Origin of the sequence: Brevibacterium sp. RIT 803, from assembly GCF_016892625.1 — a bacterium.
In the GTDB taxonomy this organism is placed as follows: Bacteria; Actinomycetota; Actinomycetes; order Actinomycetales; family Brevibacteriaceae; genus Brevibacterium.
In genome coordinates, this window is the sequence record NZ_JAFEMW010000004.1 from 1 (window position 1) to 21,449 (window position 21,449).

Here is a 21,449-nt window from a genome sequence, read left to right on the forward strand (position 1 = left end):
GTGTACTTTCTGCCTTGCGGCCCGCCGTACCAGCGGATATCCACTCTACAGCGTTGTTTGGACCTTCGCAACTTGAAGTTCATCTTCAATTTGCTGGGATCAAACCTGGTCAGAGCGACCGTTGCCGTTCCTTGCGGGCTGGCAACTCGGTACACACTACACACATCCGGCCGCGTGTGCAAAACAAGTGGATCCTGCCGCACAGACCTCCTGATGCTGACCCGTTTGCCTCACTTGCAACTGCGGGTGAGGACTTCGCGGCGACCGGTGCGCCGCAAGAGCCGTACCGTATAGGTTCCGCGGATTCGCGCAACAGTGCAGAAGATCATCAGCCCACTGGAGCGATGAGCTCTGGGCCGTCATTGCGAACATTGCCCACGCTCTTGCCGACCTTATGTCGCTTCACGCTCGCGGGGTCGACGTGCGAGAGTGTCGATTCCAAGAGTGGATGGACCTCGGCACTGGGCACCGCTGGATCGATCCATTGATCGACACCCTCACGGTTGAGGAAGACCGGCATCCTATGGTGAACATCGCGCAGGTGTCCCGCCGCTTCCATGGTCAGGATCGTCGTCGACACCAACCAGGACTGGTCCGGCTGCTTCCAGAACTCGAACAGGCCGGCCATGAACAGCGGGTCGGCGCCCGCGGCCGACATCATCCATGGCTGCTTTCCGTCTTCAGTTGTCTCCCACTCGTAATAGCCAGGGATCGGAAGTGCACAGCGACGCCTCTTGATGGACTGCCTGAACATCGGCTTTTCGAGGACAGTCTCCGAACGCGCGTTGAATGCCTTGAAGCCGATTTTCGTGTCCTTCGCCCACCCAGGGACCAACCCCCACGAAGCGGTCTCCAGTCGACGTGTCAGCTGTCCTTCGTCATCGAGTCGTTCGACAACGATCGGCACGAAGGAGCCGGGCGGCACGTTGTACCTGGGCGTGTAGTCGTAGGAGATGACGTCAAGACGGAGCTCATCGGCGAGATCTGCCGGATCGAGAGACATATTGAGTCGACCACACATGCGCTTATCTTCTCACTTCACTACACTGTCGACAATGGCGGCGGAAAAGACATCAGCGAGCAGACTCGACCCGATCGAGGAGTCCAGGAAACAGTGGCTCGCCCACGGTTGGAACGATTCCACCGATGGCATGACGACTGTGATCTCTGTGATGAGAGTCCATCAGCTGTTCCTTGCCAAAGTCGATGCCGCACTCAAACCCTTTGCGCTGACGTTCTCACGGTACGAAGTCCTCACCCTCCTATCCTTCACCAAGTCGGGTACACTGCCGATGTCGAAGATCTCGGCCCGTCTGCAGGTCCACGCCACATCGACGACTAACTCGGTCGATCGACTCGAGAACGCCGGTCTCGTGAAGAGACGCAGCCACCCCGATGACCGTCGCACCACGCTCGTCGAACTCACCGAGACCGGCCGTGAACTCTCCTCACGCGCAACCGCCGCCCTCAATGAGCAGGTCTTCACCTCCCCGGCGTTGGCCGGGACCGATCTGGGCGGACTCCTCCCCCACCTTGAATCACTGCGCTCCGAGCTCGAAGACCACGCCTGAGGCTGCATCTTCTCTGCTGATCGATTCTTAGACGAACCGACTGCGCGAATTTAGTTGGACGTCCAAGTATTTTCTCCGTATCGTAGTGAACGTCATCACGAATGCGACAAGCCTCGATCGTGGATAGCCCAAACCGTGGAGGAACAATGTCCCGCAGCACAGCAGCTGCCCTGCCGTTCGGTCTCACCGAAGAACAACAGACAATCTCCGGCATGGTGCGCGAATTCGCGGATTCCGAGATCGCACCGCATGCTCTGGAGTGGGATGCCAACCACCACTTTCCCGTCGACGTCATCAAGAGATCCGCCGACCTGGGCATGGGCGGAATCTACGTCAGCGAAGAAGCCGGCGGCACGGGGATGGGGCGAATGGATGCAGCCCTCATCTTCGAAGCCATGTCGACCGCCTGCCCCTCGGTCGCCGCATACATCTCCATCCACAACATGGTGGCGTGGATGATCGACAAATACGGAGATGCCGAGCAGAAGGACAAATACCTCTCGAAGCTCGTCTCGATGGATCACCTCGGCAGCTACTGCCTCACGGAACCCAATGCCGGTTCCGATGCTGCCGCTCTGCGCACCTCAGCGAGGGAGGACGGTGACTCCTATGTCCTCAACGGTGTCAAGCAGTTCATTTCCGGTGCCGGCACCACCGAAACCTACCTGGTGATGGCGCGTACCGGCCAGGATGGATCACGCGGAATCTCCGCTTTCATCCTCGAAAAGGGCATGGAGGGTCTCTCCTTCGGCCCCAACGAACAGAAGATGGGATGGCGAGCTCAGCCGACCCGACAGGTCATCATGGAAAACGTGCGCGTGCCGAAGGAGAACCTCCTCGGCGAACCCGGTCAGGGTTTCAAAATCGCGATGTCCGGACTCGACGGAGGCCGGCTCAACATCGGAGCATGCTCGCTGGGCGGCGGGCAGTCTGCGTTGGAGAAGGCCATCGACTACATGGGCGAACGACAGGCCTTCGGCACCGAGCTCTCAGCTTTTCAGGCTCTGCGATTCGAGGTCGCGGAGATGCAGACCAAGCTCGAAGCGGCTCGCTCTCTCCTGTGGCGTGCCGCCAACGCGTACGACGCAGGTGATCCGAACACCTCACTGCTCTCGGCAATGGCGAAGCTGACAGCCACGGATTCGGGCTTCGACGTCGCCAATAGGGCACTCCAGTTGCACGGCGGCTACGGCTATCTGACAGAGTATGGAATTGAGAAGCTGGTGCGTGACCTGCGCGTCCACCAGATTCTGGAAGGCACCAACGAAATCATGCGCGTGATCATTTCGCGCAAGAGCACAGGAGTGGGCTGATATGACGACAGAGACCCCGGCACCGCCGACGGAAGCATCGGTGATCACCTCGATCACCAACGGAGTGGGCCGGATAGAGCTCAACAGACCGAAGCTGATCAACGCGCTGAGCCAGGAAATGGTGGGTGCCATCGATGACGCCTTGAAGAGCTGGCGTGATGACGACGCGATCAAGGCCCTCCTTGTCACCGGCCGCGGCGAACGCGGGCTGTGCGCTGGAGGCGACATCAAGGCCGTCTACAACGACATTGTCGCCGGCACAGATGAGAACGCCCGGTTCTGGAATCGCGAATACAAGATGAACCATGAGATCTCCGAGTTCCCTAAGCCCTATGTCGTCATCATGAACGGCATCACGATGGGCGGCGGCGTCGGAATCTCGGGCCACGGCTCGCACCGCATCGTCACCGATTCCACCAAGATCGGAATGCCCGAGACCGGGATCGGCCTGTTCCCCGACGTCGGCGGCACACATCTGCTGGCCAATGCGCCGGGCGAGCTCGGCACCCATCTGGCGCTGACCGGATTGCCGGTCGGAGCGGGAGCCGCGCTGGCCATGGGACTGGCCGACTACTACGTGCCTGACGCTGATGTGCCGGGACTCATCGCCGACCTCGAAGCAGGCGGCGACGTGGAGACGGTGATCGACCGCTACGCCGCCGCTGCGCCGGAGAACGAACTCGCTGAGGCAGCAGGTTGGATCGACGAATGCTATACCGGGGACCGGGCAGAGGACATCGTCGCAGCGCTGGACGCGCATGCGAATCCTGATGCCAATGCCACCGGGAAGCTGATCGGGACGAAGGCACCCACCTCGGTGAAGGTGACACTGGCCGCCGTGCGCAAGGCCGGAAACATGTCCTTGGCCGAGGTCCTCGAACAGGACTACCGCGCAGCCGTCGCGCTGACGCGTCGTCCCGACCTCAAGGAGGGCATCCGCGCGCAGGTGATCGACAAGGACCGCAAGCCGCAGTGGTCACCGTCCACATTCGACGAGGTCAGCGACGAAACAGTCAACGACATCCTCACCACCGATCACGAAGAGAAGGTGTTCGCATGAGCGACTACGAAACAATCCTCACATCCGTCGACCAGGGTGTTGCCACCATCACGCTGAATCGCCCGAAGGCTCTCAATGCGTTGAACATGCAGGTGCTCACCGACGTCACCGACGCAGCCGCCGCATTCGATGCCGACGATGAGGTCAAGGCGATCATCATCACCGGCAGCGGCAAGGCCTTCGCCGCGGGCGCCGACATCAAAGAGATGTCCGACCTCGACTTCGCCACCGCGTTCAAGGCCGACTGGTTCGCCGGTTGGACCCGCCTGACTGACGTGCGCAAACCGGTCATCACCGCGGTCAACGGCTTCGCGCTCGGCGGCGGCTGTGAGTTGGCGATGATGGGCGACATCCTCATCGCGTCGACGAAGGCGAAGTTCGGCCAGCCCGAGATCAACCTCGGCGTTCTCCCCGGCATGGGCGGATCCCAGCGTCTGACTCGCGCGATCGGCAAGGCCAAGTCCATGGACCTGTGCCTGACCGGACGCATGATGGACGCAGAGGAGGCCGAGCGCTCGGGCCTCGTCGCACGTATCGTCGAACCCGAGGAACTGCTTGCAGCGGCCAATGAGATCGCACAGACGATCGCATCCAAGTCCCGCATCGCCTCGGCGATGGTGAAAGAGGCGGTCAATACCGCGTTCGAAACGACGCTCGAGCAGGGACTGCGTTACGAACGTCGCCTCTTCCACTCCTCCCTGGCCACGAACGACCAGTCCGAGGGAATGGCCGCATTCGTCGAGAAGCGGGACGCGAACTTCACGGATTCCTGAATCACCGCACGACGCAGCAGCCCGCACACGGCTGCACCGATGGCGCAGCCGAGTCGAACTCGTCTGCGCCATCGGCGCATTCGGTCACATGATCGCTTTTAACAATCGTTCAGTTAGAGTGGAAACGTTCATCCACCCAAAGGAGGCACAATGAATTCATTCGCCAATATTCTCCCCCAGCTGCGACTTCCGGTGCTCGGCTCCCCCATGTTCATCGCATCGGGTCCCGACCTGGTCAAGGCCCAGTGCCAGGCCGGCATCATCGGTTCCTTCCCCACCCTCAATGCCCGCCCGGCCTCGATGCTCACCGACTGGCTCGACGAGATCCGTGAGACCAACTCCGCGTTCACCGCAGCGAATCCCGATCATCCAGCGGCACCGTTCGCTGTGAACCTCATCGTTCACCGCTCGAACAACCGCTTGGAGGCCGATCTCGCCGAGGTGGTTCGCCACCAGGTGCCCATCGTGATCACATCGTTGGGCGCGCGTGAAGAGGTCAACGAGGCCGTGCACTCCTACGGCGGCATCGTCCTCCATGACGTCATCAACAACAAGTTCGCGCACAAAGCCGTGGAGAAGGGCGCCGACGGAGTCATCGCCGTGGCCGCCGGTGCCGGTGGGCATGCTGGCGCGCTCTCCCCGTTCGCGCTCGTCCAGGAGATCCGATCCTGGTTCGACGGTCCGGTGCTGCTCTCGGGCGCAATTGCACACGGCCGCTCGGTCCTCGCAGCGCTGGCCGCCGGCGCCGACTGCGCCTATGTGGGCTCGGCCTTCCTGTCGACGACAGAGGCCAACGTCACCGAGGACTACAAGCAGATGATCGTCGACTCCGCTGCCGAGGACGTCGTCTACTCCAGCTACTTCACCGGCGTCAAGGGCAATTACCTGCGCGGTTCGATCACTGCCTCGGGACTCGACCCCGACGATCTTCCCGAGGCCGACCCGACGAAGATGGACTTCGGCACGAAGGAAGGTTCGGATTCGAAGGCGTGGAAGGACATCTGGGGCTCGGGACAGGGCATCGGCGTGCTCGACGAGAAGACCACCACAGCCGAACTCGTCGACGGTCTTGCCGCGCAGTTCGAGTCCGCGAAGAAGGAGCTCGACGCTCGCCTGAATACGGCTGTCGGTGTCGGCTGAGCCGCACTGAACTCTCAGATCGTGGAGATGATGCCCCGTTCGGTCAGGCGCGAAGACAGTCCTGCACCGTCCGGGGCATAGATCCACGGCACTCCCTGACCGCGACCGTGGCGCTTCGAACGACCACCTGCCCAGACCGCTTCACCGACGGTGAGCTGTCGGATCGCGACCGCGGCGACATTGTCGGGGTGGTTGTCCACGAATTCTCCGTAGACCTCTTCGTCCTTCTGGCCGTCGTCGCCGATGAGCAGCCATTTCATCCACGGGAACTCACGCGACAGGCGCTCCAGAGAGTTGCGTTTGTGCTCCTTGCCCGAGCGGAAGACGCGAGTCGTCGTCGGCCCCCAATCGGTGAGCAGCAGAGGCCCCATCGGGTAAAGATTGCGGGAGAGGAACCTCTTGATCGTCAGGGCCGAATTCCAAGCTCCCGTCGACAGATAGACCATCGGAGAGTTCGGGCGCATATAGGTGATTCGGTCATAGAGCACAGCCATTCCCGCCACCGGCGACCTGGCATGCTCGCTGAGCACGAAGGTGTTCCACGCGGCAAGAAACGGTCGCGGCAGTGAAGTGACCATGACCGTGTCATCGATATCGGAGATGATGCCGAACGTCGTGTCCTCGCCGATGATCCGCACGGCAGCGGAATCGACGAGCGAGCCATCGGTCCACAGTTCGATCTCCGTCTCACCGGGCTGAAAGTCACCGGGTATGACAGTGTCGATGATGCCGCCCCTGTCCGCGGTGACCATGTGCTCTTCATCATTGACGCGGACCCAGGCCGTGTCGTTGGGCAGAGGCACACTGACGAAGGACTTCCACCCTCGGATGCTCGCCTGCAGGTCCGCCGCAGGCTGACCGGTCGGGGTCAGGACCAAACGCCCGAGCACTCTCACCCATCCGGTGCCGCCATAGGTGTCATAGGCGATGACTGTGCGCTGATAGGTATGGTCGGTGGCGCGGTTCTGCAGCCAGCCGTTGAGTCGGTCTTCCATCCGTGCCGCGGTGTGCAGCATGTCCGGGGTGAGATTCAGCGGTCCCTCTTCGGGTTTCTTCTTCGCCACGGTTCTTCCTTCACACTCATCGCACGTCAGGTCGGATCGGGTTGCAGTCGGATCAGACGAAGCCGACCTTGTCATAGACCTCTCGCAGGGTCACCTCGGCGATCTCATTGGCCTTCGCCGCACCCGAATCGAGGATGGCCTGGAGCTGCGCCCGGTCCTGGAGAAGCTCAGTGGTGCGCTCTCGCACAGGGGTGAGGGCTTCGACGGCGATCTCTGCCAGATCCACCTTGAGGTGACCGTACATCTTGCCCTCGTACTCTGCGACGATGTCATCGACCGGCCGCGAGGTCAGAGAAGAATAGATCGTGAGCAGGTTCGAGACTCCGGGCTTGGACTCCGGGTCGTAGGCGATCTCCTTGCCATCGTCGGTGACGGCGGACTTGATCTTCTTCGTCAGTGACTTCGCGTCGTCGAGGAGGTCGATGCGACCCAGCGGGCTGGGCAAAGATTTCGACATCTTCGACGAGGGGTTCTGCAGGTCGTAGATCTTCGCAGTGGCCTTGAGGATCTGCGCCTCAGGAACGACGAAGGTCTCTCCGAATCGAAAGTTGAAGCGTTCGGCTAGGTTTCGGGTCAGTTCGAGATGCTGGCGCTGGTCCTCGCCGACGGGCACCATCTGCGGGTTGTAGAGGAGGATGTCGGCGGCCATCAGCGCTGGGTAGGTGAGCAGCCCCAGGGACACATGCTCCTGCTTGGCCGATTTGTCCTTGAACTGCGTCATCCGGCTGGCCTCACCCATCGACGTGGTGCATTCGAGGACCCATGACAGCTGGGGGTGTGCCGGGACCTGCGACTGGACGAAGATCGTCGACTTCTCCGGATCGATACCCGCCGCAATGAACTGCGCAGCGGTGCGCAGTGTGCGCTCGCGCAGGTCGCTGGGGTCCTGCTCGACGGTGATCGCGTGCATGTTCGCGATGAAGTAGAAGGCATCGTGTGACTCCTGATGCGCCACGAACTGCTGCAGAGCTCCGATGTAATTGCCCAGGTGCAGTGAGTCAGAGGTGGCCTGGATGCCGGAAACGGTGCGTGGCAGAGAAGAAGTCATCATAGAACCATAATGCCACTTCAACCCTGCGTCATCGCAGACCACCCCGTGCGAGCCGAGGACTCAGGTGATCTCAGGCACCTGCGCGCCACCGGCAAACGGTATAGTGACGAAGCAGATCACATGATTCATCGAGGTATCTCACATGGTTCGATCAACAGTCTTGTTCGGCCGGTGACCGGTGATCATGGGCAATGGATATTCGGTGCGAAGTCATCGAGCTCAACGAGGAGGAAATCTTGTCGGTCGAATACGTCAGAACCGAAGAGGGGCTGCCACCAGTGGCTGTGGTCGAAAAGCCGCGGTGGACTCCGGTGAAGATCGTCATCTGGGTGGTCATCGCGTTGGTCGCGGCCGCCGGATGGGCGATGGTTGCGTTCGTGCGCGGAGAGGAGATGTCGGCCAGCTGGTTCGTCGCCGCTGCCGTGGGCAGCTATCTCATCGCGTTCCGTTTCTATGCCAAGTTCATCGAATGGAAGATCTGCCGCCCTGACCCGAAACGGGCCACTCCTGCAGAGCTCAATGACAATGGACGGGATTTCGCACCCACTGACCGCCGAGTGCTCTTCGGCCACCACTTCGCCGCCATCTCGGGCGCCGGGCCTCTGGTCGGACCGATCCTGGCCGCGCAGATGGGCTACCTGCCCGGTACCCTGTGGATCGTTCTCGGCGTCATCGTCGCCGGCGGCGTCCAGGACTACCTGGTGCTGTTCTTCTCGATGCGCCGCAATGGCCGTTCGCTGGGTCAGATGACTCGTGATGAGCTTGGTCGCACTGGCGGAATCATCGCCTCGCTGGGCATCATCCTCATCATGGTGATCCTCATCGCCGTCCTCGGCGTCGTCATCATCAATGCCCTGGCCGAGAGCCCTTGGGGTGTCTTCTCGATCGCCATGACGATTCCCATCGCCGTGTTCATGGGCATCTACATGCGCTACCTGCGTCCGGGCAAAGTCGTCGAGGTCTCGGTCATCGGCATCGTCCTCCTGATCCTGGCCATCGTCGCCGGCGGTTGGGTTCACAACTCGCCCGTGTGGTCGGAGTTCTTTCACCTCGACAAGGTGACACTGGCCTGGTGCCTGATGATCTATGGCTTCCTCGCCGCTGTGCTGCCGGTCTGGGTGCTGCTGGCACCGCGTGACTACCTGTCGACCTTCATGAAGATCGGCACCATCATCCTCCTGGCTGTCGGCATCCTCATCGTCAACCCGAGTGTGCAGATGCCAGCTGTGACCGAGTTCGCCTTCAACTCCGAAGGCCCTGCCTTCGCCGGAGCTCTGTTCCCGTTCCTCTTCATCACCATCGCCTGCGGGGCCCTATCGGGATTCCACGCACTCATCTCTTCGGGCACCACACCGAAGCTGATCGAGAAGGAATCCCAGGCCCGCCTCATCGGCTATGGCGGAATGCTCATGGAGTCCTTCGTTGCGATCATGGCTCTGGTGGCCGCGATCTGCCTCGACAAGGGGCTGTACTTCGCGATGAACGCCGCCGAACCGCTCACCGGCGGAACAGCGCAGGGCGCCTCGGACTTCATCAACAACGCACTGGGCATGTCCGGCGTTGCGACGAGTCCCGAGCTGCTCGAACAGGCAGCCAAGGACGTCGGCGAAGAGAGCATCGTCTCCCGCACCGGTGGTGCTCCGACTCTGGCGATGGGCATGGCGCACATTCTCCACAACATCTTCGGCGGTCCCGCGTGGATGTCGTTCTGGTACCACTTCGCGGTCATGTTCGAGGCGCTGTTCATCCTCACCACGATCGATGCCGGTACCCGCGTCGCCCGCTTCATGCTCAGTGACGCCCTCGGCAACTTCTCGAAGAAGTTCCGGGATCCTTCGTGGACCCCGGGCGCATGGCTGACGACGGCGATCATGGTCGGGGCTTGGGGGTCGATCTTGCTGATGGGAGTCACCGACCCTCTTGGCGGCATCAACACGCTGTTCCCGCTCTTCGGCATCTCCAACCAGCTGTTGGCAGCCATTGCGCTGGCGGTGATATTCGCCATCGTGTGCAAGATGGGTCTGGCCCGCTGGGCGTGGATCCCTGGCATACCGCTGGTATGGGACCTCGTGGTCACCATGGCCGCGTCCTGGCAGAAGATCTTCTCATCCGATCCTGTCCTCGGCTACTGGGCACAGCACTTCGCCTACAAGGACGCCTTGGCCGCTGGGGAAACCTCCTTGGGCAACACCGAAGGCATAGCGGCGATGAATGCCGTCGTCCGCAACACCTTTGTGCAGGGCACTCTCTCCATCGTCTTCGCGCTGCTCGTTGCCATGGTCGTCATCATGGCCGTGTGGAAGTCCATCGAAGCCATCAGGAAGGGATCACTGCCCACCACTGAGGAGCCTTATACGGAGACCAAGATATTCGCTCCGGCGGGTCTCATCGCACGTAAGGCCGAACGCGAGGTACAGGCCCAGTGGGACGAACGTTCCCCACACAGATGACCATAACCGCGTTTCATGTGCCGTGACAGCGGCACAGAAAGGAGAGAGACCATGACCAGCGCAAGCACACATCCGCTCGAGCGTCTCGTGAGGGACCCATGGGGATCGCTTCGCCGAGGCGCCGCAGGACTCCTGTGGTACCTCAAGGAGGTCATGGGTGAGAACGCCTACATCCATTACATGGAGTCCTACGAGCGCCGCCACGGCACTCGCGAGGGTGCCATGGGAGAGAAGGAGTTCTGGCGTGACCTCACCGATGAGCAGGACAGCAATCCGAAGGTTCGATGCTGCTGACGTTCAGCGCCGATGAGCCCTGAGCGAGGCCCGGGTCTGTGTGGAGATTCCTCCGCGCAGACCCGGGCCTCTTCGTGTGACGGGAAGCTGCCCGATTTCCCTGCCGGATGACCATGGCCGACAATTGTCATGTGCGCAGATGGCTATTTCTGATGGGCGCCATCATCGCCGAGGTGACCGGCACCCTGGCGCTGAAGGGAGCTCTTGACTCCCCCGCCCTCTATATCCTCGTCGGCCTCGGCTATGCCGCAGCGTTCGTCTTCCTCAGCCTCACCCTTCGCGTCGGTATGCCGCTTGGCATCGCCTACGGAATCTGGGGCGCAGCGGGAGTCGCGCTCACCGCGGTCCTCTCCCTGGTCCTCTTCGCTGAACCACTCACACCCGTCATGATCACCGGAATCGTCTTCATCATGGCTGGCGTCATCCTCGTCGAGGTCGGCAACCGCGAAGACGACGCGCACCAGACCGGGCCGGGAGTCGAGTCATGATCATCGGATGGATTCTGCTCGCCATCGCAATCGTCCTCGAGGTCGCGGCCACGATCTGTCTGCGGATGGCATCGGTCGGCGGCAGCAGATGGTGGTACGCGGGAGTCGCCGCTGGATACCTCGTGTCATTCAGCCTGCTCAGCCTGACGCTGCGCACAGGCATCCCCTTGGGCGTGGCCTACGGAATCTGGGCCGCCACCGGGGTGGCTCTGACGGCCTTGGCCGGTCGAGCGCTGTTCAAGGAGAAGCTGACGCGGAAGATGCTCTTCGGTATCGGTCTCATCCTCATCGGCGTGCTGCTCATCGAACTCGGCTCCTCACACACCTAGACGACCAGCCTGCGGCCTACTTCGGTGCGGGGAGGTCGTAGTCGATGACGAGCGGTGCGTGATCGGACCAGCGCTCGGCCCAGCTGTCAGCTTTGTCGACCGTGGCTGTCACTGCCGCCTCGGCAAGTTCCGGTGTTGCCATCTGATAGTCGATGCGCCAACCGGCGTTGTTGTCGAAGGCCTGTCCGCGCATGGACCACCAGGTGTAGGGGCCGTCGACATCGCCGCTGAGCTTCCGGTGCACGTCGACGAAGCCGACATCGCCGAAGAAGCCGTCGAAGTACGCGCGCTCCTCGGGCAGGAATCCCGCCTTCTTGCGGTTGGCCTTCCAGTTCTTCAAGTCGCGTTCGGTGTGGCAGACGTTGAGGTCGCCGGTGACCAGCACATGATCGGCGTGCTGTGCGAGTTCGGGCAGGCGCACGGTCATTCGGTCGAGGAAGCGGTACTTGTCCTCCTGTTTGGGAGTGTCCACCTCACCGGAATGGACGTAGGCAGATACGAGAGTCAGCAGCGACCCGTCACCGAGGCGATAGTCCGTTTCCACCCACCGACCGGCACGGTCGAAGTACCCGTCAGCGCCGAGGCCTTCGCGTACCTCGGCCGGCTCCGTGCGAGCCAGGACGGCGACTCCGGCACGTCCCTTCGCCTCGGCGTCGTGGCTGATCGTAGTGTACTCGGTGTCCTCGAGTACTTTGAGGGCGATGTCGTTGGCGGCGCGAACTTCCTGCAGTGTGATGAAGTCGGGTTTCGCACTGTCCACCCAGGTGGGCATCCCCTTTCTCCATGCTGCTCGAACTCCGTTGACGTTGACTGATGCAATCCGAATCATGTGTTCTATCATGGCATGAGCGCACTACTCATACGGGCTTGGGCGTTATAGAGTGATGGAAAGAAACATATTTCAGGAGGCGTAATGGCTGTTGACGAGACTTTCGATTCTGAGCAGCTGAGCATCAGCCCGCTTGATGAAGTAGACGCCCATGAGATGCGCGAGTTCCTGCTCGGTGCGCAGGAGAACTTCTGGGGAGACCGGGACCTGAGCGGCGATCACGATGCCTACTGGTTCCGCCAGTTCGTGACCTCGGGTCTGGTGGCCAGATACCGTTCGGAAATCGTCGGCTATCTGCTCGGCGTCATCCCCCATGATGGCCCGTCCTACATCCACCTGGTTGCCGCCCGATCGGATTTCCGACACAAGGGAATCGGCCGTCACCTGTACCAGCACTTCATCGAACACTCGCGAACCTTGGGTGTCTCATCGGTGCAGGCCACAACCTTGCCTGATTCTTCCGCAGCGATTTCGTTCCATTCCTCGCTCGGGTTCACCGGTGAACTCATCGAAGACTATGCGGGTGCCGGAGATCCGCGAGTGTTCTTCGAGCTCAAACTTCTCGAGGAGTGACGGACACACCGGTCTGACCAGCGAACAGAGACCGGCCCAGCGAACAGAGGACGATGGCCTCCCGCACACAGGTGCGGGAGGCCATCGTTGTGAGAACGTGAACCGTTCAGGCGGTTGCAGCCGCCCGCTGAGCGACGTCAACGACGTTCTTCAGAAGCAGTGCCCGAGTCATGGGTCCGACTCCGCCGGGGTTCGGTGACACCCAAGCCGCCACCTCGGCGACTGCCGGGTCCACATCTCCCACGATCGTCGACTTCCCCGTCTCCGGATCCTCTTCGCGTGAGACTCCGACATCAAGGACGACGGCACCGGGCTTGACCGCGTCGGCGGTCACGATCCGAGCCGAGCCCGCGGCGGCGACGATGATGTCGGCCTGAGCCAGCAGCTCGGGCAGATTCGTCGTTCCGGTATGCGTCAGCGTCACCGTGGCGTTGTATTCGCGACGGGTCAGCAGCGCACCGATCGACCGGCCGACGGTGACACCACGACCGACGACCACCACATGTTTGCCGGCCAGTTCGACCCCGTTGCGCTGCATCAGCTCGATGACTCCACGCGGGGTGCACGGCAGCGGAGTGGTGATCTCCCGGTTGACATTGAGCATGAGCCGGCCGAGGTTGGTCGGATGCAGTCCATCCGCGTCCTTGGCCGGGTCGATGCGTTCGAGGACCGTGTCCGTGTCGATGTGAGACGGCAGCGGCAGCTGCACGATGTACCCGGTGCATTCCTCATCGGCATTGAGCTCGTCGATGATCGACAGCAGCTCGTCCTGGCTCACCGACTCCGGAAGATCACGTCGGATGGAATGGATGCCCACCTCGGCGCAGTCACGGTGCTTTCCCGCCACGTACCACTTCGATCCCGGATCCTCACCGACGAGGACCGTGGCCAAGCCGGGAACGATGCCCCGCTCGGCCAGGTCCGCGACGGCCGTCCTCAACTCTTCCTTGATCTCGTTGGCACAGGCCTTGCCGTCAAGTATCTGTGCTGCCATCAGTACTGCTCCAGATCTTCGTAGAGAGGGAAGTTGTCGCTGAGCTTCTTGACCCGAGCGCTGAGTGCGTCGACGTTCGCACCGGGCTTCAGCGCCTCGGCGATGACATCGGCGACCTCGGTGAACTCGGCATCGCCGAACCCGCGGGTGGCCAGAGCAGGGGTGCCGATACGCAGACCGGAGGTCACCATCGGCGGTCGCGGGTCAAACGGAACGGCGTTGCGGTTCACGGTGATTCCGACTTCGTGCAGGAGGTCTTCTGCCTGCTGGCCGTCCAGGGCTGAGTTGCGCAGGTCGACGAGGACCAGGTGGACGTCGGTTCCGCCGGTCAGGACCGTTGCACCGGCCTTGGCAACATCATCGGCCAAGAGTCGCTGCGCCAAGATCTGGGCTCCGCGTACGGTCCGTTCCTGGCGAGCCTTGAACTCTTCGGAGGCGGCGAGCTTGAACGCCACTGCCTTAGCCGCGATCACGTGCATCAGCGGTCCGCCCTGCTGTCCCGGGAAGACTGCGGAGTTCAGCTTCTTCGCGTACTCCTCCTTGCCGAGGATGAAGCCTGAGCGTGGACCGCCGATGGTCTTGTGCACCGTCGATGACACGACATCAGCGAAGGGCACCGGGTTGGGGTGCAGGCCGGCGGCGACAAGTCCGGCGAAGTGAGCCATGTCGACCCAGAGCTTCGCTCCGACTTCGTCGGCGATGTCGCGGAAGGCCTGGAAGTCAAGCTGACGCGGGTAGGCAGACCAGCCTGCGACGATGACCTCGGGGCGATGCTCGAGTGCTCGCTCACGCACCTTGTCCATGTCGATGCGGTAGGTGTCGGGATCGACTTCATAGGAGGCGACGTCGTAGAGGCGTCCCGAGAAGTTGATCTTCATGCCATGGGTGAGGTGACCGCCGTGGGCCAGCGACAGGCCGAGCATTTTGTCACCGTGGCGGGCGAGTGCGTGCATCACTGCGGCGTTGGCCGAGGCACCTGAGTGTGACTGCACGTTCGCGTATTCGGCACCGAAGAGGCTCTTAGCCCGGTCGATGGCGAGAGTCTCAGCGACATCGACGTACTCGCAGCCACCGTAGTAGCGCTTCCCGGGGTAGCCCTCGGCGTACTTGTTCGTCAGCACGGATCCCTGTGCCTGCAGCACTGCGCGCGGCACGAAGTTCTCCGAGGCGATCATCTCGAGAGTCGAACGCTGACGGCCCAATTCCTGGTCGAGGACTTCCGCGATCTGTGGATCGATGTCTGCAAGCGAAGCCTGCATCGTGTTATCAGTCATGTATACACTCCTGTGGCATCCAAAGTGATGAGTGGGACGCCGCGATCGGCTCCGCGAACACCCGAAAACAATGCTAACAGCGAACCAGATCACACCGATGAGGCGCTCGTCATCCGGATGATGGGCGGGTTTCGGGGCACACCGGGTACGACCATTAGAATCGATCGCATGAGTCGAGAATGGATCCTGCGAGTCACCTGCCCGGACGCAACCGGAATCGTGCATGCCGTGACCGGGGTCCTCGCCTCACTCGGTGCCAACATCACCGAGTCCCAGCAGTTCTCCTCCCCCGATTCCCTCCAGTTCTTCCTGCGCGTCCAGTTCGTCACGAACCGCGATTCCGATGCCGAAGCCCTGGAATCATCCCTCGCCGAGGCGGCTCACCGTTTCGATATGACGCTCAGCCTCCAGCCGGTGGAGAAGAAGACGAGAACTCTGGTCCTCGTGTCGAAGGCTGCACACTGCCTCAACACACTGCTGTTCCAACAGAGCTCGGGTCAGCTGCCCATTGATATCGTCGGTGTCGCCGGCAACCATGACTCCCTTCGGCCACTGGCCGAATTCCACGGCCACGACTTCCACCACATTCCGATCACTCGTGAGATCAAGGACGCTGCTGAGGCTCGTCTGAGCGAACTCGTCGATGAGCTTGACGTCGAGCTCATCGTCCTCGCCCGGTACATGCAGATCCTCTCCCCTGATCTGTGTGCTCGGCTCGAGGGGCGGGTCATCAACATCCACCACTCGTTCCTGCCCAGCTTCAAGGGCGCGAAACCGTATCACCAGGCGCACGCCCGCGGAGTGAAGATCATCGGAGCCACGGCCCACTACGTCACCCCCGATCTCGACGAGGGACCGATCATCGAACAGGATGTCGCTCGCGTCGATCACAATCGCAACATCGCCGACTTCGTCCAGCGCGGACAGGATGTCGAAGCAGCGGTGCTCGCACGGGCCGTGGCCTGGCACGCAGAAGGACGTGTCCTCATGGACGGGCACCGCACGGTCGTCTTCAACTGACCCGACCGGCTGGTCGTCGGCACACAGCGCCGGGGTGTCAGCAGATTCTCCCGATCGTTAATCCTCATTTAGCCAACTCATAGACAGTTCACACCCCATGCTGAATGTGTTGTAGAGTCGCCCCGGTTTACAAAAGGAGACGACTTAAAGATGACGGAAACCACTTTCCGCACAATAGCGATCGTCCTGTACTTTGCAGGAATGCTGGCCATCGGCTGGTTCGCGTACCGCAAGACCAAGAACAGCCTCGACGACTACATGCTGGCAGGCCGCGGACTGCGCCCCAGTGTTGCCGCACTGAGCGCCGGAGCCTCCGACATGTCGGGCTGGCTGCTGATGGGGCTGCCCGGAGCCATCTACGCGGCGGGACTGGTCGAGGCGTGGATCGCCGTGGGTCTGACCGTCGGAGCCTGGGTGAACTGGAAGTTCGTGGCCCCACGTCTGCGGGCATTCACGGAAAAGGCTGGTGACTCGATCACCATTCCCAGCTTCTTCGAGCAGCGTCTCAGGGACAACACCCGTCTGCTGCGCATCGTCTGCGGTGTCATCATTCTGGTCTTCTTCACCTTCTACGTCTCCTCCGGCATGGTGGCGGCTGGCAAGTTCTTCGAGTCGAGCTTCGGCCTGAACTATCTTGCCGGAATGCTCGTCGTCGCGGCCATCACCATGATCTACACGCTGTTCGGCGGATTCCTCGGCGCCACACTCACCGACGTCGCCCAGGGCCTGCTGATGTTCGCCGCACTCGTCGCGGTCCCGATCGTCGCAGTGGTCAACGCCGGCGGTCCGTCAACTGTGATCTCCAACGTCAGGGACATCGACCCCAGCCTGCTCAATATCTTCGGCAGCGGACCGTTCTGGGCTGGAGGCACCTACTTGGCTGTCATCTCCGCTCTCGCCTGGGGCCTGGGCTACTTCGGCCAGCCGCACATCATCGTACGGTTCATGGCGCTGCGGACCCCTGCGGATGCGAAAGTGGCTCGCCGGATAGGTGTGGGATGGATGGGAATCTCCGCGCTCGGGGCCATCGCCACCTCGATCGTCGGAATCTCCTACTTCTCCGATCATGCTGATATGGAGCCAACCGACCCGGAGACGGTGTTCCTGGATCTGGCTCAGATCCTCTTCCACCCATTCATCGCGGGACTGGTCCTGGCTGCGGTGCTCGCGGCGATCATGTCGACGATCTCCTCGCAACTCGTCGTCACCTCCTCGGCGCTCATCGAGGATCTCTACAAGATCGTGGCGCTGCGCACCGGTTCGAAGCACACCCTGCAGGGCAAGACGTATGTCCTGCTTGGGCGCCTCGGCATCCTCGTTGTTGCCGTCATCGCCGTGCTGTTGGCGATCTCACCGTCGAACAGCATCCTCGACCTGGTGGCATTCGCCTGGGCCGGCTTCGGTGCCTCCTTCGGACCGATCGTGCTGCTGACGCTGTTCTGGAAGAAGCTCAGCAACTGGGGCGCGCTCTTCGGGCTCATCTCGGGTGCGGCGGTCGCGTTCATCTGGGGACAGGTCAGCAGCCCACTGACCGATCAGATCTACGAGATCATCCCCGGTTTCGCCATCAACCTCATTGTGGCGATCGTGGTCAGCAGGTTCACGTACAAGCCCAATGCGGACACAGACCGCGAATTCGACGAATCAGTTGAACTCTCACGAGTGAAATGACGGACCAACGGCCCGTCTGACGCACTCACGTGAGTCGGGCAAGCTGAGCCCTCCACCGTCACCACGCCCTCCAGTCAGCGGCTATTCCTCCACCAGCACCGGGAGGAATAGCCGCTGAGTCGTTACTGTCCACCTGCGAGTGCGACATGCTGCTGACGCGAGGTGCTTAAGGATCCTCGTGCATCCCGTACGCGACGCACGCGGCCGCTCTCCTGTGAATGCACTTCAGGCGGGCACCCATCGGGTGCCCGCCTGAGATGTTGCGTCAAAGAGCCCTTACTTGGTTTCTTCGGCGCTTTCGTCGGTTGCTTCTTCAGCGACCTCTTCGGTTGCGGCCGAGTCGGCTGCGTCCTCGGTGGTCTCTGCAGGAGCCTCTTCGACGACCTCTTCGCTTGTGTTCTCCGTTGCTGCGGTCTCGGTGGCCTGCTCGGCTTCCTTCACAGTTGCCTGCTTCGGCGAGTAGGGCTCGAGGACCAGTTCGATGACGGCCATCGGCGCATTGTCACCGGCACGAGGACCGATCTTGGTGATACGTGTGTATCCACCGGGACGCTCGGCCATGGTTTCGGCGATCGAAGTGAACAGCTCGTGCACGATCGACTTGTCGCCAATCTTTCCGAGCACGCGACGACGGGCGGCGAGGTCGCCCTTCTTCGCTGCGGTGATCATACGCTCCGCAACCGGACGCAGGCGCTTGGCCTTGGTCACGGTCGTGGTGATCTTCTTGTGCTCGAACAGGGCAGCAGCCATGTTATTGAGCATCATGCGCTCGTGTGTTGGGGAGCCTCCGAGACGAGGACCCTTGGTTGGGGTTGGCATAGTGTCTTACTCCTAGGTCTTAATCAGTACTGTTCGTCTTCGACGTAGGACTGGTCCTCATCAACGAGACCGGGTTCGAACCCGGCGGGACTGTCCTTGAGGCTCAGACCCAGCTCATTGAGCTTGGCCTTCACTTCGTCGATCGACTTCGAACCAAAGTTGCGGATATCCATCAGATCGGCTTCGCTGCGGGCAACGAGTTCGCCGACGGTGTGGATTCCTTCGCGCTTGAGGCAGTTGTAGGAGCGCACGGTCAGATCGAGATCCTCGATAGCCAGTGCCAGATCGGCAGCCAGAGCTGCGTCAACCGGCGAGGGTCCGATCTCGATGCCTTCGGCTTCGACGTTGAGTTCCCGAGCCAGGCCGAAGAGTTCGACCAGTGTCTTACCCGCAGATGCAATCGCATCGCGTGGGGTCATCGACGGCTTGGTCTCAATGTCGAGCACCAGGCGATCAAAGTCGGTGCGCTGCTCGACACGAGTGGCCTCGACCTTGTAGGTGACCTTGAGAACCGGCGAGTAGATCGAGTCAACGGGGACCCGACCGATCTCTGCATCCGCATTCTTGTTCTGAGCGCTCGAAACGTATCCGCGTCCACGTTCGATGGTCAGCTCCATGTCCAGACGGCCCTCACCATTCAACGTGGCGATATGCAGATCTGGGTTATGGATCTCAACTCCGGCAGGAGCAGAGACATCGGCGGCAGTCACGGTGCCGGGGCCCTGCTTGCGCAGGTAGGCAACGACCGGTTCATCGAATTCCGAGGACACGACCAGGGACTTCAGGTTGAGGATGAACTCAGTGACATCCTCCTTGACTCCTGGAACGGTGCTGAACTCGTGAAGCACACCGTCGATCCGAATGGATGTGACGGCGGCACCTGGAATCGACGACAGCAGGGTACGACGAAGCGAGTTGCCGAGGGTGTAGCCGAATCCTGGCTCAAGTGGTTCGATGGCGAACCGTGAGCGATTCTCGGAGACGACTTCTTCCGTGAGCGTTGGGCGCTGTGCAATGAGCACGTGGGCTTCCTTTCAGCGAACATCCGCTATATGACGTTCGCACTGCACGTCATGGCCTAAAGCCATGAAGAACGGTTCGGTTTATCTTGGAATCCGTTGTGCAACTGATGCCGGGGCTTGCCCCGTCATCGGTCGCAGATACACGGAAGGATCAGCCGCGGCGGCGCTTGGTGGGACGGCAGCCGTTGAACGGAACTGGAGTGACATCCTGAATGGTGCCCAGTTCCAGACCGGCGGCCTGCAGCGAACGGATCGCGGTTTCGCGTCCCGAACCTGGTCCCTTGACGAAGACGTCGACCTTCTTGAGGCCGTGCTCCTGTGCGCGACGGGCAGCGGATTCCGCAGCCATCTGCGCGGCGTAAGGGGTCGATTTGCGCGAACCCTTGAAGCCGACCTCACCTGAAGAGGCCCAGGAGATGACAGCACCGGTCGGATCGGTGATCGACACGATGGTGTTGTTGAACGTTGACTTGATGTGTGCCTGGCCGGCAACGATATTCTTCTTGAGCTTGCGGCGAGGCTTGCGCACTGTAGCGGCGCGTGACTTGGGAGGCATGTGTTTTACTCCTGATCGAGGTGGCTGATGCTGGTCAACCGGGTGAGCATGTTACTTCTTCTTACCGGCCACGGTGCGCTTCGGTCCCTTGCGGGTACGCGCATTCGTCTTGGTCCGCTGTCCGCGAACCGGCAGACCGCGGCGGTGACGCAGGCCTTCGTAGCTTCCGATCTCCACCTTGCGGCGAATGTCGGCAGCAACCTCACGTCGGAGGTCGCCCTCAACCTGGAATGTGCCCTCGATGAAGTCACGCAGCTGGACGAGCTCGGCATCGCTCAAGTCCTTCACACGGGTATCAGGGCTGATTCCCGTTTCCGTCAGGGTCTGGCGCGCACGGGTGCGGCCCACACCGTAGATATAAGTCAAGGCGACTTCCACGCGCTTTTCACGCGGAATGTCGACTCCGGCAAGTCGTGCCATAGGTACTATCTCCTGTTGTAGTTCCGGAGGTGCTGATGCAGACCTGTCCTTGGTTTCCCAAAGTCCTCGGCCCCCGACCGAAGGTATCGTCCTGACACGGCCCTAAAGGCAGTGCAGATGGCGAGGTCTGCGCGGGTGTGGTGCTGCTGAAGCCCCTTGCGGGTGCCTCTGTCTGCTCGAAGAGCTGCTCAACCCTGGCGCTGTTTGTGACGCGGGTTGGAGCAGATGACGATGACCCGGCCGTGACGGCGGGTAATCTGGCAATTCTCGCAGATCTTCTTGACGCTTGGCTTAACCTTCATGGTTTTTCCTTCTTCCGACCCTTACCCCTGCGCAGGGGCGGGTACGAATGATCGAAGATCCTTACTTGTAGCGGTAAACGATTCGCCCACGCGAAAGATCGTATGGAGACAGCTCCACGATGACCCGGTCCTCAGGGAGAATTCGAATGTAGTGCTGTCGCATTTTTCCTGAGATATGCGCAAGCACCCTGTGCCCATTGCTCAGCTCAACCCGGAACGATGCGTTCGGGAGGGCTTCGACAACGGCGCCTTCGATCTCAATGACCCCTTCTTTTTTGGCCATATCGTTCGCTAACCTCGTATTCCCGCGAAAACTTCGCGTTCGACGTAATCGTGTATCGTCGATTCACCCCGACGACCCCATGGTCTGCGGTTCACCTCACCACATGAAAAGTTGCGGATGGCAAATGCCGCCCACAACTGAAAAAGGGTGAGT

24 protein-coding genes are annotated in these 21,449 nt (G+C 61.3%); 12 read left to right on the forward strand and 12 right to left on the reverse strand.

Going from position 1 to position 21,449, the window contains the following annotated elements; genetic code table 11:
- Window positions 1-328: 328 nt before the first annotated feature.
- Window positions 329-1,003 carry an SOS response-associated peptidase gene (locus JTF07_RS13030; RefSeq protein WP_252199815.1) on the reverse strand — a complete coding sequence of 225 codons (675 nt, stop codon included), beginning with the start codon at window positions 1,001-1,003 and terminating at the stop codon, window positions 329-331.
- 52 nt (window positions 1,004-1,055) lie between these two features.
- Between JTF07_RS13030 and JTF07_RS13035 the strand changes: the two genes are divergently transcribed.
- The 5 genes from JTF07_RS13035 (at window position 1,056) to JTF07_RS13055 (ending at window position 5,857) form a co-directional block, all read left to right on the forward strand.
- Window positions 1,056-1,571, forward strand: a complete 516-nt coding sequence (locus JTF07_RS13035; RefSeq protein ID WP_204234713.1) for a MarR family winged helix-turn-helix transcriptional regulator — start codon at window positions 1,056-1,058, stop codon at window positions 1,569-1,571.
- A 146-nt stretch (window positions 1,572-1,717) separates the two neighbouring features.
- Window positions 1,718-2,884 carry an acyl-CoA dehydrogenase family protein gene (locus tag JTF07_RS13040; protein WP_204234714.1) on the forward strand — a complete coding sequence of 389 codons (1,167 nt, stop codon included), beginning with the start codon at window positions 1,718-1,720 and terminating at the stop codon, window positions 2,882-2,884.
- 1 nt (window position 2,885) lies between these two features.
- Window positions 2,886-3,944 carry an enoyl-CoA hydratase/isomerase family protein gene (locus JTF07_RS13045; RefSeq protein WP_204234715.1) on the forward strand — a complete coding sequence of 353 codons (1,059 nt, stop codon included), beginning with the start codon at window positions 2,886-2,888 and terminating at the stop codon, window positions 3,942-3,944.
- Entirely contained in the window at window positions 3,941-4,717 is a 777-nt protein-coding gene (locus tag JTF07_RS13050; protein WP_204234716.1) for an enoyl-CoA hydratase, read from the forward strand. The genes JTF07_RS13045 and JTF07_RS13050 overlap by 4 nt, the downstream gene beginning before the upstream one ends.
- 150 nt (window positions 4,718-4,867) lie before the next feature.
- Entirely contained in the window at window positions 4,868-5,857 is a 990-nt protein-coding gene (locus tag JTF07_RS13055; protein WP_204234717.1) for an NAD(P)H-dependent flavin oxidoreductase, read from the forward strand.
- Between the two features lie 14 nt (window positions 5,858-5,871).
- Here JTF07_RS13055 and JTF07_RS13060 read toward each other — a convergent pair whose 3' ends face one another.
- Window positions 5,872-6,921: an App1 family protein phosphatidate phosphatase gene (locus tag JTF07_RS13060; RefSeq protein ID WP_204234718.1), complete on the reverse strand. Its 1,050-nt coding sequence runs from the start codon at window positions 6,919-6,921 to the stop codon at window positions 5,872-5,874.
- Window positions 6,922-6,973: 52 nt separating this feature from the next.
- Entirely contained in the window at window positions 6,974-7,972 is a 999-nt protein-coding gene (trpS, locus tag JTF07_RS13065) for a tryptophan--tRNA ligase (protein ID WP_204234719.1), read from the reverse strand.
- 236 nt (window positions 7,973-8,208) lie between these two features.
- On the opposite strand from trpS, the gene JTF07_RS13070 reads away from it, so the two are divergent.
- From JTF07_RS13070 to JTF07_RS13085, 4 genes are all read left to right on the forward strand, one after another.
- Window positions 8,209-10,422 (forward strand): carbon starvation CstA family protein, encoded by a 2,214-nt coding sequence (locus tag JTF07_RS13070; protein ID WP_204234720.1) that lies wholly within the window; start codon window positions 8,209-8,211, stop codon window positions 10,420-10,422.
- A gap of 51 nt (window positions 10,423-10,473) precedes the next feature.
- The gene (locus JTF07_RS13075; RefSeq protein WP_204234721.1) at window positions 10,474-10,716 is read left to right on the forward strand and encodes a CstA-like transporter-associated (seleno)protein; all 243 of its coding nucleotides are present in this window, start codon (window positions 10,474-10,476) and stop codon (window positions 10,714-10,716) included.
- Between the two features lie 131 nt (window positions 10,717-10,847).
- Window positions 10,848-11,204: a DMT family transporter gene (locus JTF07_RS13080; protein WP_204234722.1), complete on the forward strand. Its 357-nt coding sequence runs from the start codon at window positions 10,848-10,850 to the stop codon at window positions 11,202-11,204.
- Window positions 11,201-11,533 carry a DMT family transporter gene (locus JTF07_RS13085; protein WP_213018834.1) on the forward strand — a complete coding sequence of 111 codons (333 nt, stop codon included), beginning with the start codon at window positions 11,201-11,203 and terminating at the stop codon, window positions 11,531-11,533. The genes JTF07_RS13080 and JTF07_RS13085 overlap by 4 nt, the downstream gene beginning before the upstream one ends.
- A 16-nt stretch (window positions 11,534-11,549) precedes the next feature.
- Here the strand turns inward: JTF07_RS13085 and JTF07_RS13090 are convergent, their stop codons facing one another.
- A complete protein-coding gene (locus JTF07_RS13090) occupies window positions 11,550-12,362 on the reverse strand; it encodes an exodeoxyribonuclease III (protein ID WP_204234723.1) in 813 nt (270 codons plus the stop codon).
- A gap of 84 nt (window positions 12,363-12,446) precedes the next feature.
- Here JTF07_RS13090 and JTF07_RS13095 point away from each other — a divergent pair, with 84 nt between their 5' ends.
- Entirely contained in the window at window positions 12,447-12,935 is a 489-nt protein-coding gene (locus tag JTF07_RS13095) for a GNAT family N-acetyltransferase (RefSeq protein WP_204234724.1), read from the forward strand.
- Between the two features lie 106 nt (window positions 12,936-13,041).
- On the opposite strand, the gene JTF07_RS13100 is transcribed toward JTF07_RS13095, so the two are convergent.
- Together JTF07_RS13100 and glyA are read right to left on the reverse strand one after the other, a co-directional pair.
- Window positions 13,042-13,929 carry a bifunctional methylenetetrahydrofolate dehydrogenase/methenyltetrahydrofolate cyclohydrolase gene (locus JTF07_RS13100; RefSeq protein ID WP_204234725.1) on the reverse strand — a complete coding sequence of 296 codons (888 nt, stop codon included), beginning with the start codon at window positions 13,927-13,929 and terminating at the stop codon, window positions 13,042-13,044.
- Window positions 13,929-15,203 (reverse strand): serine hydroxymethyltransferase, encoded by a 1,275-nt coding sequence (gene glyA, locus JTF07_RS13105; RefSeq protein ID WP_286672964.1) that lies wholly within the window; start codon window positions 15,201-15,203, stop codon window positions 13,929-13,931. Before glyA ends, JTF07_RS13100 begins: the two co-directional genes overlap by 1 nt.
- A gap of 168 nt (window positions 15,204-15,371) precedes the next feature.
- Between glyA and purU the strand changes: the two genes are divergently transcribed.
- Entirely contained in the window at window positions 15,372-16,223 is an 852-nt protein-coding gene (purU, locus tag JTF07_RS13110) for a formyltetrahydrofolate deformylase (protein ID WP_204234726.1), read from the forward strand.
- 150 nt (window positions 16,224-16,373) lie between these two features.
- Window positions 16,374-17,894, forward strand: a complete 1,521-nt coding sequence (putP, locus tag JTF07_RS13115; protein ID WP_204234727.1) for a sodium/proline symporter PutP — start codon at window positions 16,374-16,376, stop codon at window positions 17,892-17,894.
- Between the two features lie 276 nt (window positions 17,895-18,170).
- Here the strand turns inward: putP and rplQ are convergent, their stop codons facing one another.
- The 6 genes from rplQ to infA form a co-directional block, all read right to left on the reverse strand.
- Complete coding sequence (gene rplQ, locus JTF07_RS13120; RefSeq protein ID WP_204234728.1) at window positions 18,171-18,713, reverse strand: 50S ribosomal protein L17; 543 nt, start codon at window positions 18,711-18,713, stop codon at window positions 18,171-18,173.
- A 23-nt stretch (window positions 18,714-18,736) separates the two neighbouring features.
- On the reverse strand, window positions 18,737-19,735 hold the full coding sequence (locus tag JTF07_RS13125) for a DNA-directed RNA polymerase subunit alpha (RefSeq protein WP_143921942.1): 999 nt from the start codon (window positions 19,733-19,735) through the stop codon (window positions 18,737-18,739).
- A gap of 151 nt (window positions 19,736-19,886) precedes the next feature.
- Window positions 19,887-20,291: a 30S ribosomal protein S11 gene (gene rpsK, locus JTF07_RS13130; RefSeq protein WP_009884958.1), complete on the reverse strand. Its 405-nt coding sequence runs from the start codon at window positions 20,289-20,291 to the stop codon at window positions 19,887-19,889.
- A gap of 51 nt (window positions 20,292-20,342) precedes the next feature.
- Window positions 20,343-20,711 (reverse strand): 30S ribosomal protein S13, encoded by a 369-nt coding sequence (rpsM, locus tag JTF07_RS13135; RefSeq protein WP_092102951.1) that lies wholly within the window; start codon window positions 20,709-20,711, stop codon window positions 20,343-20,345.
- A 188-nt stretch (window positions 20,712-20,899) separates the two neighbouring features.
- Entirely contained in the window at window positions 20,900-21,013 is a 114-nt protein-coding gene (gene rpmJ, locus JTF07_RS13140; RefSeq protein ID WP_009884960.1) for a 50S ribosomal protein L36, read from the reverse strand.
- 61 nt (window positions 21,014-21,074) lie between these two features.
- Window positions 21,075-21,296: a translation initiation factor IF-1 gene (gene infA / locus JTF07_RS13145; RefSeq protein ID WP_101574514.1), complete on the reverse strand. Its 222-nt coding sequence runs from the start codon at window positions 21,294-21,296 to the stop codon at window positions 21,075-21,077.
- Window positions 21,297-21,449: the final 153 nt, after the last annotated feature.